Below are 14,105 nucleotides of genomic sequence, written 5' to 3'. Positions count from 1 at the left end.
TCTCAACGCTACGATGCCGAGGCATCACGACGCTCCCCGTTGACAGCGGAGGTCCCGCGACGTCGACGACGAAGGCCCCGGCTCACGAGAATCGCGCCGACACGAGTGCGACCGCACCGAAGCCGGCCATGATGAGCGCCATGGCCGCGTAGCTCCCGACCCCGGCTGCGACGACCGGTCCGAGCGCCGGCCCGAGCGCGGTGATCGCCGTGATCGGCGCGGCGAACACGCCATTGATCGATCCGTAATTCCGCGTTCCCCAGCGGTCGGCGACGGCTGAACCCTGGACGAGCGTCTGCGCCCCTCGGACGGCTCCTGCGGCCATCCCGATCGCGATGAGCAGCCATGGCGGTCCGGGCACGAGCGCCATCAGGCCGAGCAGCACGACCGCGAAGCCCGAGGTCGTCGCGAGCGGCACCCACGGTGCGCTGCGGTGCGGCAGCACCACGTAGACCAGTCGACCGATGACCTGTCCGGCCCCGAGCAGTCCGAGCGCCCAGGCCGCGAGTTCGTACGAGAGGCCCTTCTCCATGTAGAGCGGGATCACGGCGAGCGTCACGCTGAACAGCGCGATCGCGAGTGAGAGCATCGAGAGCTCCAGCGCCCAGAACCGCCGAGTCCGAACCACGGATGCGACGTGATGGACGTGCTCGTCGGGATGCGGCGGCGGCAGCGGCGTCCAGTCGTGCTCGAGGAAGAACCAGTGCAGCGGCACGGTCAGCACGAGGAGCAGGATCGCGAGCACGAGGAAGGTCGCCCGCCAGTCGAGCCGGGTCAGCAGTCCGGCGACGATCGGCGCGAACACCGTCGACGCGAGACCGCCGGCGAGGGTGAGGATCGTCATCGCGCGGCGCCGTCCATCGCCGTGACGGCGCGTGATCACGGTGAACGCGGCTTGGTAGAGCACCGCGGACTGCGCGAGTCCGCAGACGAGCCATCCGACCGTGAAGACGAGGAGGTTCGGCGCCGCGCTCACGACGACCAGTCCGACGGCACCGATGAGCGCGCCCGCGGTCATGATGAGCCTGGGCCCGCGATGGTCCAGCCACCGGCCGACGAGGATGCCCGAGAGCGCCGAGACGATGAGCCCTGCGGAGAAGGCCAGTGTGATCGCGGGGAGCGTCCAGCCGGTCTCATCCGCGATGGCGGGCGCGGCGACGATCAGGGCGTAGTAGAGGATGCCCCAGCTGACGACCTGCCCGACCGACAGCGCACCGAGCCGGACTCCGAGCCGGTGCCGCCTGGTCGAGACGGTGGTCACCGTGACGCAGTGACGTCGAGCAGTTGCGAGAGCTGGCCGAGTGCGCCGGGCACGAGCTTGTAGTAGGCCCAGGTGCCGCGCTTGCTGCGGGACAAGAACCCGGCCTCCATGAGGATCTTCAGGTGATGCGACACGGTGGGCTGGCTCAGCCCGACCGGTTCGATGAGATCGCAGACGCAGGCTTCCTCGCCCTCGGATGCCGCGACGATCGACACGAGACGCAGCCGGGTCGGATCGGCGAGGGCCTTGAGCTTCCGCGCAAGGTCCTCCGCGCGCTCGACGTCGATCGCCTCGCGGGTCAGCGGCGTGCAGCAGGCCTCGAGGTCGGGCTGGATCACCGGAAGCAGCGTCGTCGTCATGACGCCATCCTAAACTGAATATTGACAAACGTCGATGAACTGTCCACACTCAATATCGAAGTTCATCGATGCCATTGGAGGCTCCCCGATCATGACCCTGGTCGACCTCACCGTCCCGAGCCTGCGCGAGCGCAGCCTCGACGCCCTTCCCGTCGCGATCGTCGGCGCCGGCCCGATCGGCCTGGCCACAGCAGCGAACCTCGTGCAACGAGGCATCGACTTCGTGATCTTCGAAGCGGGTGACGACGTCGCCAGCAGCATCCGTCAATGGGGCCACACGCGCCTGTTCTCGCCGTGGAAGCACGTCGTCGACCCCGCCTCGCGGGAGCTGCTGGCAGCGACCGGGTGGGAGGTGCCGGCGCCCGAGAGCCTCCCCACCGGTGCGCAGCTGGTCGAGCAGTACCTCGAACCGCTCGCCGCACTCGAGCCCATCCGATCCCGCATCCGCACCGGCGTCACGGTCGACGCGATCACGCGGCAGGGCATGGACCGAACGCGGACCGCACGCCGGTCCTCCACGCCGTTCCTGCTCCGAGTCCGCAGCGCCGACGGAGTCGAGGAGATCACCGCCCGCGCGGTCATCGACGCCTCCGGCACCTACGATCACCCGAACAGCCTCGCCTCGTCCGGGCTCGAGCCGCTCGGCCTTCCCGACGTCGCCGATCGGGTCAGCCACGCGCTGCCCGACGTCCTCGGGCGGGAACGCTCCCGATTCGCCGGACGCCACACGACCGTGGTCGGCGCCGGACACTCCGCCGCCAACACCCTCCTGGCACTCGCCGAGCTCGCAGAGCAGGTGCCCGGCACGCGGATCACCTGGCTCATCCGCAATGCGAGCGCCGTGCGCGTGACCACCTCCGACGACGACGGCCTCGCCGCACGCGCCTCCATCGGACGACGAGTGGACGCGCTGGTGCACGCCGGCCGGATCGAGGTCGTCGACCGGTTCGAGACCATCCGCCTGGGCCGCACCGACGACGGCGTGCGCCTCTACGGCCTGCGCGGCGACGACCTCGTCGAGCACGAGACCGACCTCGTCGTGAACGCCACCGGATTCCGACCCGACCTCGACATGCTCCGCGAGATCCGCCTCGAACTCGACGACATCGTCGAGGCGCCCAAGCGCCTCGCGCCGCTCATCGATCCCAACGTGCACACGTGCGGCACGGTCGAACCGCACGGCTTCGCCGAGCTGCAGCACCCCGAGCCGAACTTCTTCCTCGCCGGGATGAAGAGCTACGGTCGCGCTCCGACCTTCCTGCTCGCCACCGGATACGAGCAGGTCCGCTCGATCACGGCGTGGATCGCCGGCGATGTCGCCGCGGCCAGCCGCCTCGCGCTCGAGCTGCCGGCGACCGGCGTGTGCTCGACCAGCCTGCCCGCAGATGGCGCCGCCTCGTGCGCAACGGACGCAGGCGACGCGGGCACGGCGCAATCGGGCTGCTGCAGCTGAGCCGGCGAGCGACCCGGGTGGCATAGACTTCGATCTATGGATGCCACCGCGGAGGCCTCGCGCGAGCTGAGGATCGTTGCCGACCCCACGCGCGCGAGCATCCTCCGCTCGATCCTCGAGGCGCCCGACGGGCGCGTTCTGACCGGTCGCCTCGCGGAGGAACTGGAGCTCCGGCAGCCGACGGTCAGCCATCACCTCAAGGCGCTGCTCGACGAGGGGCTGGTCGAGAAGGAGCCCGACGGCCGTCGCACGTGGTACTCGATCCCCTCGGGTCGGATCGACCGGCTCGCAGCGATCCTTCGAACCGAGGATGCATCGGGTCCGCTCGACAGCAGCCTCGACCAGATCATCGACAACCTGGCGTTCCGGTTCGCAGGCACCTTCGGCCGCGAGACGATCGAGCAGTACGTGCGGGAGAGCTACGACCTGCTCGCGGCGCGCCCCGACGCCGGGCGCCATCTGCCGTCGTATGCCGCAGCGTTCGCCGCCGACCGCCTCGACGCCCTCGCCCATGAGGACGAGCGGCCCGCCGATGGGGTCCCCGAAGTGCTCTTCGTGTGCGTGCAGAACGCCGGACGTTCGCAGATGGCGTCCGCGATCCTGCGCCACCTGGCCGGTGACCGCGTGCACGTCCGGACCGCTGGATCCGAACCCGCCGGGGAGGTCCGTGGGACGATCCTCGCCGCGTTGGACGAGGTCGGAGTCCCCCTGGGCGGCGAGTACCCGAAGCCACTGACCGATGAGGTCGTCCGTGCTGCCGACGTGGTGATCACGATGGGCTGCGGGGACGCATGCCCGATCTACCCCGGACGCCGTTACCTGGACTGGGATCTCGACGATCCGGTCGGTCGGCCGATCGCGGACGTCCGCGAGATCCGCGACGACATCGATCGTCGGGTTCGCGACCTCCTCGCCACCCTCTGATCACCGACTTCGAGGACACCGAGACCAGCGGAGTCCGCGTTGGCACAATCATAGATTGTCGTCTATTATTCAGGCATGACCACCGACAAGCCCTCCGTCCTGTTCGTCTGCGTCCACAACGCCGGCCGTTCCCAGATGGCCGCCGGATACCTCCGCGAGCTGGGCGCCGGCCGCATCGAGGTCCGCTCCGCCGGCTCGGAGCCGAAGGACGTGATCAATCCCGTCGCCGTGGAGGCCATGGCCGAGGACGGGATCGACATCACCGGCAACACGCCCAAGATCCTCACCGTCGATGCCGTCAAGGAGTCCGACGTCGTGATCACGATGGGGTGCGGCGACGCCTGCCCCATCTTTCCCGGCAAGCGGTACGAGGACTGGGAGCTCGACGACCCCGCCGGTCAGGGCATCGACGCGGTGCGCCCCATCCGAGACGAGATCAAGCGACGGGTGACCGAGCTGGTGGGCGAGCTCCTTCCCGCACGCGCATGAGCATGAGCATGGGCATCGAGAACGTCGTCGTCATCGGCTCCGGCCCCTCCGGCTACACCGCGGCGCTCTACCTCGCTCGCGCCGGACTGGCGCCCGTCGTCCTCGCGAGCTCGGTCGAAGCCGGCGGAGCACTCGTGACGACCACCGAGGTGGAGAACTACCCGGGATTCAGCGACGGCATCATGGGCCCCGACCTCATGGAGCAGATGCGTGCCCAAGCCGAACGCTTCGGCGCTCGGATCGTCTACGACGACGCGACCGAGGTCGACCTGGCCGCCGACGTGAAGTCCATCCGCACCATCAACGGCGTCGAGTACCGTGCGCACGCGGTCGTGCTCGCGATGGGCTCCGCCTACCGCAGGCTCGGCGTCGAGGGCGAAGAACGTCTCACCGGCCGCGGCGTCTCCTGGTGTGCGACCTGCGACGGATTCTTCTTCAAGGGAAAGCACATCGCCGTCGTGGGCGGTGGCGACTCGGCCCTCGAGGAAGCCATGTTCCTCACCCGTTTCGCGGACTCGGTGACGCTCGTGCACCGGCGAGACTCGCTGCGCGGTTCCCGCATCATGCAGGAACGTGCCCTGTCGAACCCCAAGATCCGGCCGTACTGGAATGCGGAGGTCGCAGCGGTCGAGGGCGCCGACGGTGTCGAGCGCCTCCAGCTCCGCGACACGGTGACCGGCGCCGAGACCGCGCTCGAGGCGACCGGACTGTTCATCGCGATCGGTCACGATCCCCGCAGCGAGCTCGTCGCCGGCCAGGTCGAACTCGACGCGGACGGGTACGTGCGGGTGCGGCATCCGTCGACCCACACGAACGTCGAGGGTGTCTTCGCGTGCGGCGATCTCGTCGACAAACGCTACCGACAGGCCGTCACCGCTGCGGGCACGGGCTGCGCTGCCGCGCTCGATGCCGAGCACTACCTCGCCGAGCGTGGGCTCGCCACGCCCGTCGAGGAGCAGCCGGCGATCATCCTCGAGACGATCGCCTCCTCGAGCTGAGCCCGCGTCGGATGCCCCGAGAATCCCCGGGGCGTCGCATACACGCGGCAGGCGAGCGACCGCGTTCGTCCAGCCGATGGGAACAGGTCGACCCCGTCGACGAGGATCGTCGGCGATCCTGCGAACGCCCATGCGCCGGCTGCCTCCTGGGAGTCGAGCAGCTGCACTCCGATCGGAACGGCTCGGTGCCCTGTCGCGTCGAGCGCCGAGCGGAGCAGGCGCAGCGTCTCCTCCCAGTTCGGACAGTCGGCGATGTGGAGGAGTTCGATCCGCGCGCCACCGTCACGACGCCCCGTCCCAGGCGAGGTCACCGGGTCGGTCTCAGTGGTCATGATCGTGATCGGGATCGTGGTCGTGCGACTCGCCCTCTTCGAGGATCCCGACCGAGGTCGCGCAGGCGTCGCCCTTCCATGCCTCGATGCCCTCGCGGACGGCGAAGACGACGATCACCAGGCCGGCGATCGGGTCGGCCCACCACAAGCCGAAGAGGCTGTTGAGCACCAGTCCGACGAGCACCGTGGCGGACAGGAACGCGCAGATCAGGGTCTGCTTGGAGTCCGCGACGGCGGTCGCGGAGCCGAGCTCGCGTCCGGCACGACGTTCGGCGACTGACAGGAGCGGCATGACGGCGACGCTCACGGCGGTGAGGATCAGTCCGACCGTGCTGTGCTCGGGCTCGACGGCGCCGGCGAGGGCGAGCACCGAGGAAACGGTCACGTAGGCCGCGAGGGCGAAGAACGCGATCGCGATGACCCGCAGCGTGCCTCGTTCCCATCGCTCGGGGTCGCGGCGCGTGAACTGCCACGCCACCGCTGCGGCCGAGAGCACCTCGATCGTCGAGTCCAGCCCGAAGCCGAGCAGCGCGACCGACGACGCGATCGAACCGGCCGTGATCGCCACGATGGCCTCGATCACGTTGTAGCCGATGGTCGCGGCGACGATCAGTCGGATGCGACGATGCAGGATCGTACGGCGAGCGCCGGTGACCGTGGAGGTCGAGGTCATCAGCAGGTGCACCCCTCGCCCTCGCAGCAGTCGGGATCGACGAACAGCACGAGGCGCAGGAGGTCGTCGAGTGCATCCGCGAGATGCGGGTCCGCGAGGCGGTACCACGTGCGGCGACCGTCGGGAATCGACTCCACCAGCCCGCATCCGCGCAGGCAGGCCAGCTGGTTCGACATGACCTGCCGCGACACCCCGAGCGCGTCAGCGAGGTCGGACGGGTACGCCGGTGCCTCTCGAAGCGCAAGGAGGATGCTTGTCCGGGTCGGATCCGAGAGGGCGTGCCCGAGTCGGGCGAGCGCGGCGGTGTGCGTGACAGTCGCGGTGGCGGTGGTCATGGCGCTAACAGTACAGCGAATTGTGAATTAACGACACCGTGTATCGCGGATCTGGGGGCGGGAGTTCGAACCGAAGCGCCGGAACGTGGACCGACGAACGGTTGGTGCGCAGGTGGCTCGCCCGCTCAGATTGTCACGGTCAGCGGCGAGCGGGCTCGTGACCAGGCTTGGGTGGCGTTCTGGACGGCATCCCAGGGCGACCCGAGCGGTGGCGTGTACGAGAGGTCGAGGTCGCTGACCTGGTCAACCGTCAGACCGGCGAACAGCGCTGTCGCGTAGGTGTCGACGCGTTTGGCGGTCTCGGTGCCGAGACGCCCGACCAGTTGCGCACCGAGGAGCCGGCCGGTCTGGTGGTCGCCGGTGATGCGGAAGCCGATCGGCTGGGCCCCTGGGTAGTAGCGCTTGTGGTCGTCGGCGGCGGACTCCACCGTCCTCGGCGCGAACCCGGCCGCAGCTGCTTCGTGGTCGCGGAGTCCGGTGCGGGCGGCGACCGTGTCGAAGACCTTGACCACCTGCGTGCCCACGGATCCGGCGAAGCGCGCCGACCCGCCGAGCGCGTTCTCGCCCGCGATCCGGCCCTGCTTGTGCGCGGTCGTTCCGAGCGGCAGGTAGGTGACGCCGAGGAGCCGATGGTGGGTGACCACGCCGTCGCCGGCTGCGAAGACATGGGGGATGCCGGTGCGCATCCATTCGTCGACGACCACGGCCCTCCCGGCTCCGAGTGCCGCCCCGGCCTGCTCGAGGAGCGCCGTGTTCGGTCGCACGCCGACGACCACCAGCACGAGTTCGGCGCTGTGGATGACCGCCCGTCCCTCCTGCTCGGCGTGGACGGCCAACCCTCCGGCCGTCTTCTCGACCGCCCGCACGGTCGTGCCGGTGTGGACGTCGATTCCGTGAGCGACGAGCTCGGCGCGGACGATCGACGACAGTTCGGGGTCCAGCGTCGAGAGCACTTCCGGGCCGCGCTGCAGCTGCGTCACGTGGATGCCGCGGCCGCTGAATCCTTCGGCCATCTCGAGCCCGACGTAACCGGCGCCGATGATGATCGCGGTGCGGGGTTCGCGCCGGATGAGGTCGTCGTCGAGCGCGAACGTGTCGCCCATCGAGTGGAGGACGTGCACGCCGTCCGCGGGTCCGAGGTCGTCCAGCCCGACGATGCCCGCGTGCTGCGGCAGCGCCCCGGTGCCGACGATGAGTTCGTCATACCGGATGACGGACGGGCGGCCGGTGGCGTCGACGACGCCGAGCCGTCGGCTCGCCACGTCGATCTCGGTGGCGAGGGTATCCAGTCTCAGCTGCATCCCGGTGGCTTCCAGGTCGGCGTGGGTTCGGTGCGCGAGGCTCTGCCACGGGTGCACGTCGCCGGAGAAGTAGTACGGGATGCCGCAGATCGAGTAGTTCGGATACGCGTCGGCGACCACGACCGTGACGTCGACGGTCGGGTCGAGTTCGCGGGCCCGCAGCGCGGCGGAGATGCCCGCATCGCTCCCGCCGATGGCTACCAGGTGCATGTTCGGATTCCTCGGTTCGCGGGTGGGCGGTCGGGGGGTGGGCCGGATCGCGTCAGTCCACGAGGCTCGCGAGCTCGTCCTGCGCGGTCCTGGTCTGCTTGTCGGTGAGCGGAACGAAGAGGGCCGACTCTGCGCTGCGGTTCTCATGGCCAAAGAATAGATCGTCGTCTATGTAATTTGCAAGGGCCGTCGCTTCGGGGTCGTGGCCACTGCTCCCATGACCGGTGGGAGCGGGCGACGATGCCGGAAGCCACCTGCATACTGCCCTCGGCGCGGCGGCGCCGGCGGATCGAATGGTCCGTTTCGTCGGGCGACGGTCGCCCGCTTGCCTGAAGGGTTGCCGCACGAGCCCTCGAACGAGAAGGAACCCCCCAGACTTCCGCGGAATCCTGCGGGAGTCGGGGGGTTCTTCGTGGCGGTACCGGTGGGATTTGAACCCACGGTGGGCGTTAACCCACACAACTTTTCGAGAGTTGCACCTTCGGCCGCTCGGACACGGTACCGGGATCGATAGTAGACGACTCCCGCGCAACGGCCAAAACGAGCGGATGCCGCGGCCGTCGCGGCATCCGCACGAGCACCCGTGCCGCGCTACCGTCCAGCGAACGTCCAGCCCTCATCCAGCCGTCGAGGGTACCGTCGGCACACGTGACGTCGAAGCGCCTGCTTGCTCCGGCGATCGCCACTGGGGCGGTCGCCGCCATCGGCGCACTCGCTGCCGTGGGCTGGCGCCGGTTCCGCGCGAAGCTGACCGCGAACTCGCTCGTGCTCAACGAGACGCTCCCCATCCACTCGAAGTGGTGGCGCGACCACGCGAAGGAGCGCGGCGAGATGCTCTACGTCGCGATCGGCGACAGCGCGGCCCAGGGCATCGGCGCGAGCCGCCCCGACCGCAGCTACGTCGGCGTGCTCGCCGACGACATCCGCGACCTCACCGGGCGGTCGCTGCGCGTCGTGAACCTCAGCGTCTCGGGCGCGACCACCGAGCTCGCCGTACTCGACCAGCTGCCGCGCCTCGCGAAGCTCCACCCCGACCTGGTCACGGTCGCGATCGGCGCGAACGACATCGCCCAGTGGGATCCCGCCCGCTTCGAGCGCAACGTCGGCGCGATCCTCGATGCCGTGCCCGGCGACGCGATCGTGGCCGACCTGCCGTGCTTCCACTTCCCGAAGAACGAGCGCAAGGTCGCCGTCGCCAATCGCATCCTCCGCCGGCTCGCCGCCGAGCGCGGGCTCACGGTCGTGCCGCTGCACGAGCTCACGAAGCGGCAGGGGCTCCGCGGCATCCTGACGCAGTTCGCCGAGGACATGTTCCACCCGAACGACCACGGCTACCGCATCTGGGCCGACGCCTTCCGTCCCGCCCTGCTCGCGCTCGTCGCCCGCCGCCTCGTGGACGCCGGCCACGACCACGCCGAGGTCGCCTGAGCCGAGCTCTGCCGACCGACTGGCGCGGCGGTGCGCCGGTCGAGGCCACGCGGCCGTCACGCCGCGATCCGCCGAGCGACCGCCGCGGCATCCTCGCCGACACCCAGGAGCAGCGGCGACTTGCGGTGCGAGAGCCACGGCATGCCCACGAACCACAGGCCGGGCGCACGGATGCTGCGACCGCCCTCGTGCACCGGGAATCCCATGTCGTCGACCAGGTCGGGGATGCGGATCCAGCCGTACGCCGGCCGGTAGCCGCAGGCGACGACGACCGCGCCGAGCTCCGACACGCGCGGCGGCTCCGTGGCCTCGAGCGGCGTGTCGTCCAGGTCGAGCGGCGGGAGGGCGGGCAGCCCCTGCGCCTCGGCGACCGCGATCGCCGCGCCCCAGATCTGCCGGTACGCCTCGTCGCCGACCGCCACCGACACGGCGAGGTCGTCGGCGACGACGAACTCGTCCCCATCGACGCCCGTGACGCGGCCGCTGAGCGGGACGCCCGACGCGGCGAGGGTACGGAGCGTGAGGTCGTGCCCGCCGCGCGCGCCCGTGGCGAGCGGGTTCGCCGCGAACCGCACCGCCGGCGAGGGCATGTCGGCGAGCGTGTGCTCGAAGAAGCCGAAGTCCTCCAGCCAGTCGACCGCGTCGCGCCCGGCGATCCGCCGCGGCATCGAGGGCGCAGCCCCCGCGGCGAGCGCGACGTCGCGCCCTGCGTCGTGGAGCTCCTCCGTCAGCTGTGCGGCCGTCTGCCCCCCGCCGATCACGAGCACCCGCCCGTCGGGCAGCGAGTCCGGCGAGCGGTAACCCCCCGGCCCGGTCACGTACACACGCTGCGCCAGTTCCGACGCCCACGGCGGCCGGTGCTCGCGCTGGTACGCGCCCGTGCAGACCACGACATTCCGGGCACGGATGCCGCCGAGCGGCGTCTCCGCGCGGAATCCGCCGTCCTCCTGCACGAGCGCCGTCACGGGGCGCCCCTCCTCGATGGGAGCGTGGAACGACGCTGCGTAATCGCGGAGGTGGGTCACGATCTCGTCGCGCGCGAGGAAGCCCGCGGCATCCGTGCCCCGGTACTCGCCTCCGGGTAACCGCACGGTGTGGTTCGGCGTGACGAGGCGGAACGAGTCCCACCGACTCGCCCAGGACCGGGCGATGCGGTCCGCCTCGAGGACGACGTGCTCGACCCCGGCGGAGCCCAGCTCGTGGCTCACCGCGAGGCCGGCCTGGCCGGCGCCGATCACCAGGACGTCGACGTCCGCGGACATGCCGCCAGCGTATGCCCGTGCGACCTGCGGGGCGACACCCCAGTGCGGGCGGCTGCGGTGTCGGATGCCGCGGCTAGGCTGCGGGCATGGCCCGACCGACCTCCGCGTTCCGTTGCACCGAGTGCGGTTGGAGCACCGTCAAGTGGGTCGGCCGCTGCGCCGAATGCCAGCAGTGGGGCACCGTGGTCGACGCCGCCGAGCAGACCGGCATCGTGCGCTCGGTGCAGGCGGTCACGCCGACCGCCGCGCGGGCCGCCCGGCCGATCGCCCAGGTCGAGGCCGAGCACACCGCGCACCGGCCCAGCGGCATCGGCGAGTTCGATCGCGTGCTGGGCGGCGGCATCGTCGCGGGCGCCGCCATCCTGCTCTCGGGCGAGCCGGGCGTCGGCAAGTCCACGCTGCTGCTCGAGGTCGCCGCGCGCGTGGCGTCGACCGGCCGGCGCGTCCTCTACGTGAGCGCCGAGGAGTCCACCGCGCAGGTGCGCCTTCGAGCGGGCCGCACGGGCGCGCTGCACGACGAGCTCTACCTCGCCGCCGAGACCGACCTCGCGACGATCCTCGGGCAGGTCGACCAGGTCGCGCCCGACCTGCTCATCGTCGACTCGGTGCAGACGGTCTCGAGCTCCCTCTCCGACGGTCTCCCCGGCCAGCCGAGCCAGGTGCGCGAGGTCGCGTCGACGCTCATCCGGGTCGCGAAGGAGCGCAGCCTGCCCGTGCTCATCGTCGGGCACGTCACCAAAGACGGCTCGATCGCCGGACCGCGACTGCTCGAGCACCTCGTCGACGTCGTCTGCCAGTTCGAGGGCGACCGCCAGACCGCGCTCCGCTTCGTGCGGGCGCTCAAGAACCGGTTCGGGCCCACCGATGAGGTCGGATGCTTCGAGATGACCGGCGACGGCATCGCCGAGGTGCCCGATCCCTCGGGTCTCTTCCTCAGCCGAGCGCGCACCGTCGTCAGCGGCACGTGCGTCACGGTCGCCCTCGAAGGACGCCGCGCGCTTCCCGTCGAGGTGCAGGCGCTCGTCGTCTCGACGAAGGCGCCGCAGCCTCGTCGCGTGGTGAACGGCGTCGATCCTTCGCGCGTGGCCATGATCATCGCCGTGCTCGAACGTCGCGCCGGGCTCGGCCGCCTCGGCGAGCACGACGTCTACGTCTCGACGGTGGGCGGCGTGCGGCTCGCCGAACCGGGCGCCGACCTCGCCATCGCCGTGGCGATCGCCTCGGCCATGCGAGACCGCGCCGTGCCGCACGAGCTCGCCGCGTTCGGCGAGATCAGCCTCGCCGGCGAGGTGCGGCCCGTCACCTCGGCGACGCAACGCGGCAACGAGGCACGCCGCCTCGGCTACACGACCATCCTCGACGTCGAGGCCGGCAGCGTGCGCGCCGCCGTCGAGCGCGCGATGATGGCGTCCGCGTCGAGCCGCGAACGCGAGCTCGACGCCGCCTTCTGACGCGCGGCCCCGGGGCTACGCCTCGAGCGCCCGCAGCAGCTCGCCGGGCGGCGCCTGCATCGGGTGCGGCCCCGCGATGTCGAGGAAGACCGTCGTGATCGTCGACTCGTAGCGCTTGAGGAACGTGCGCAGCCACGCCGGGCTCTGCAGCCCGACGGCCGGGGGCAGGTTGGCGGGCTTGTTCGCCGCGTCGCTGAACAGCAGCAGCGCGACCTCGCCGGTCTTGGGGTCGCGGTAGGTCCAGACCTCGCCGCCGTCGAGCGGCTTGTCGCGCGGTCCGGGCTTCACGAGCGGCACGACGGTGTTGCCGTGCCGCAGGGCGAGCGCCACGGCCGCCATGTCCTGCCGCTCGAGCGCGTCGGCGAGCGCCTGCGATCGGAACTCCACCGGCTCGCTCGGCTTGCCGGACTTCTTTCGCTGCGCCATGCCTCCAGCGTAACGAGCGGATGCTACGAGACCGCGTCGCCCGGCTCGAGCGCCGCCGCGGCATCCGCCGTGAGCACCGGCGTCGCGCCTTCGGCGCGGAGCCGGTCGCGCGCCTCGTGCTCGACGAGCACGGGGACGAAGTCCCGGATGCGGTTCCCGGCGAGCACCCGGTGCTCCTCGCCCACGATGGCGGCGACGCGATCGCGGGGCACGCCGGGGAATCGCTGCGCGAGGCGGTCCACGACCTGGTCGACGGCGCGCGCCTCCTCTTCGGCGTTCATGCGATGAGTCTGCGCCGGGGATCCGCGCCGATCAAGACCCCCATGCTGCGGTCACGGGGCGGTCGCCCGTAGGATGCAGGCACCATGGCCGAGTACGTCCTGGACCACCACCTCGACGGCGAGCGCTCCCGGCTCGCCCTGATGTCGCGCCTGCTCGACCCGATGCACCGGCGGCACCTCGAGGCGCTCGGCGTGCACCCCGGCGACCGCACCCTCGAGGTCGGATGCGGCAACGGCTCCATCTCCGCCTGGCTCGCCGATCGCGTCGCACCCGGCGGCACGGCCGTCGCCGACGACATCGACCTCTCCCTCGTCGACGTGCGCCCGCCGAACCTCGAGCTCCGCACCGACGACATCGTGGCCGGGCCCATCGACGCGGGATCCTTCGACCTCGTCACCGCGCGTGCGGTGCTCCACCACGTCGCCGACGCGGATGCCGCGCTGCGCAACCTCGTCGCATCGCTGAAGCCGGGCGGCGTCATCCTGCTCATCGAGCCCGACTTCCTGCCGGTGAGCGTGGCCGAGCCGCCCGAGGTGGAGGCGTTCTGGGACGGCTGGCTCGCCTGGTCGCGAGATGCGGGCATCGACTACCACATCGGCCGCAGGCTCGCGCCGCGGCTCGCGGCGCTCGGGATCGAGGACCTCGCCGGCACCGCCGAGACCGCGGTCTACAACGGCGGCTCCGCGTGGGCGACGTACTGGATCGACACCGTCACCGAACTGCGCGACCAGCTCACGGCGAGCGGCCACCTCACCGCGGCGCTCATCGACGGCTTCCTCACGCGATGCGCGGATGCCGCGTGGTGGACGGAGACCATCGCGTTCACGGCCGTGCACGGCCGCCGCGCGCCGCACTCGTGACGCCCGTCCGGGGGACACTCAGGGTTGTCCCCGATGGACGGTGCGGGACCCGCGATTAGCG

The 14,105-nt window shown here is 70.9% G+C and carries 15 protein-coding genes and 1 tRNA gene; 7 read left to right on the top strand and 9 right to left on the bottom strand.

All coding sequences use genetic code 11. The features are described 5' to 3' along the window. Window positions 1–82: 82 nt before the first annotated feature. On the bottom strand, window positions 83–1,261 hold the full coding sequence (locus FYC51_RS11680) for an MFS transporter (RefSeq protein ID WP_148733723.1): 1,179 nt from the start codon (window positions 1,259–1,261) through the stop codon (window positions 83–85). Next, window positions 1,258–1,620, bottom strand: coding sequence for an ArsR/SmtB family transcription factor (locus FYC51_RS11675; protein ID WP_148733722.1), 363 nt, complete (start codon window positions 1,618–1,620; stop codon window positions 1,258–1,260). Before FYC51_RS11675 ends, FYC51_RS11680 begins: the two co-directional genes overlap by 4 nt. 91 nt (window positions 1,621–1,711) lie before the next feature. Between FYC51_RS11675 and FYC51_RS11670 the strand changes: the two genes are divergently transcribed. From FYC51_RS11670 to trxB, 4 genes are all read left to right on the top strand, one after another. After that, the gene (locus FYC51_RS11670) at window positions 1,712–3,073 is read left to right on the top strand and encodes an NAD(P)-binding domain-containing protein (protein ID WP_148733720.1); all 1,362 of its coding nucleotides are present in this window, start codon (window positions 1,712–1,714) and stop codon (window positions 3,071–3,073) included. A 36-nt stretch (window positions 3,074–3,109) separates the two neighbouring features. After that, on the top strand, window positions 3,110–3,997 hold the full coding sequence (locus tag FYC51_RS11665) for a metalloregulator ArsR/SmtB family transcription factor (RefSeq protein ID WP_148733718.1): 888 nt from the start codon (window positions 3,110–3,112) through the stop codon (window positions 3,995–3,997). Window positions 3,998–4,072: 75 nt separating this feature from the next. Next, window positions 4,073–4,486, top strand: coding sequence for an arsenate reductase ArsC (locus FYC51_RS11660; RefSeq protein ID WP_148733717.1), 414 nt, complete (start codon window positions 4,073–4,075; stop codon window positions 4,484–4,486). Between the two features lie 2 nt (window positions 4,487–4,488). Next, on the top strand, window positions 4,489–5,484 hold the full coding sequence (trxB, locus tag FYC51_RS11655; RefSeq protein ID WP_222863244.1) for a thioredoxin-disulfide reductase: 996 nt from the start codon (window positions 4,489–4,491) through the stop codon (window positions 5,482–5,484). A 321-nt stretch (window positions 5,485–5,805) separates the two neighbouring features. Here trxB and FYC51_RS11645 read toward each other — a convergent pair whose 3' ends face one another. The 4 genes from FYC51_RS11645 to FYC51_RS11630 form a co-directional block, all read right to left on the bottom strand. After that, window positions 5,806–6,489, bottom strand: a complete 684-nt coding sequence (locus tag FYC51_RS11645) for a cation efflux transmembrane domain-containing protein (protein WP_148733711.1) — start codon at window positions 6,487–6,489, stop codon at window positions 5,806–5,808. Beyond that, on the bottom strand, window positions 6,489–6,824 hold the full coding sequence (locus tag FYC51_RS11640; protein WP_148733709.1) for an ArsR/SmtB family transcription factor: 336 nt from the start codon (window positions 6,822–6,824) through the stop codon (window positions 6,489–6,491). The genes FYC51_RS11645 and FYC51_RS11640 overlap by 1 nt, the downstream gene beginning before the upstream one ends. Before the next feature lie 125 nt (window positions 6,825–6,949). Further along, window positions 6,950–8,335, bottom strand: coding sequence for an FAD-dependent oxidoreductase (locus tag FYC51_RS11635; RefSeq protein WP_148733707.1), 1,386 nt, complete (start codon window positions 8,333–8,335; stop codon window positions 6,950–6,952). 413 nt (window positions 8,336–8,748) lie between these two features. Continuing rightward, window positions 8,749–8,838: transfer RNA gene (locus FYC51_RS11630), tRNA-Ser, on the bottom strand. Window positions 8,839–8,983: 145 nt separating this feature from the next. On the opposite strand from FYC51_RS11630, the gene FYC51_RS11625 reads away from it, so the two are divergent. Beyond that, window positions 8,984–9,763: an SGNH/GDSL hydrolase family protein gene (locus FYC51_RS11625; RefSeq protein WP_238476311.1), complete on the top strand. Its 780-nt coding sequence runs from the start codon at window positions 8,984–8,986 to the stop codon at window positions 9,761–9,763. A 56-nt stretch (window positions 9,764–9,819) separates the two neighbouring features. On the opposite strand, the gene FYC51_RS11620 is transcribed toward FYC51_RS11625, so the two are convergent. Then, the gene (locus tag FYC51_RS11620; RefSeq protein ID WP_148733705.1) at window positions 9,820–11,025 is read right to left on the bottom strand and encodes a flavin-containing monooxygenase; all 1,206 of its coding nucleotides are present in this window, start codon (window positions 11,023–11,025) and stop codon (window positions 9,820–9,822) included. An 86-nt stretch (window positions 11,026–11,111) separates the two neighbouring features. Between FYC51_RS11620 and radA the strand changes: the two genes are divergently transcribed. Further along, window positions 11,112–12,476: a DNA repair protein RadA gene (gene radA / locus FYC51_RS11615; RefSeq protein WP_148733703.1), complete on the top strand. Its 1,365-nt coding sequence runs from the start codon at window positions 11,112–11,114 to the stop codon at window positions 12,474–12,476. A gap of 15 nt (window positions 12,477–12,491) precedes the next feature. Here the strand turns inward: radA and FYC51_RS11610 are convergent, their stop codons facing one another. Together FYC51_RS11610 and FYC51_RS11605 are read right to left on the bottom strand one after the other, a co-directional pair. Then, window positions 12,492–12,902 carry a dehydrogenase gene (locus FYC51_RS11610; protein WP_148733701.1) on the bottom strand — a complete coding sequence of 137 codons (411 nt, stop codon included), beginning with the start codon at window positions 12,900–12,902 and terminating at the stop codon, window positions 12,492–12,494. Between the two features lie 23 nt (window positions 12,903–12,925). Next, entirely contained in the window at window positions 12,926–13,183 is a 258-nt protein-coding gene (locus tag FYC51_RS11605; protein WP_187432597.1) for a three-helix bundle dimerization domain-containing protein, read from the bottom strand. Window positions 13,184–13,267: 84 nt separating this feature from the next. Here FYC51_RS11605 and FYC51_RS11600 point away from each other — a divergent pair, with 84 nt between their 5' ends. After that, on the top strand, window positions 13,268–14,044 hold the full coding sequence (locus FYC51_RS11600; RefSeq protein WP_148733699.1) for a class I SAM-dependent methyltransferase: 777 nt from the start codon (window positions 13,268–13,270) through the stop codon (window positions 14,042–14,044). The last annotated feature ends 61 nt before the right edge of the window (window positions 14,045–14,105 follow it).

This window comes from Agromyces mariniharenae, assembly GCF_008122505.1.
GTDB lineage: Bacteria > Actinomycetota > Actinomycetes > Actinomycetales > Microbacteriaceae > Agromyces > Agromyces mariniharenae.
Note: the sequence above shows the minus strand (reverse complement) of the source record. Positions and strands in the feature narration are given on the sequence as shown.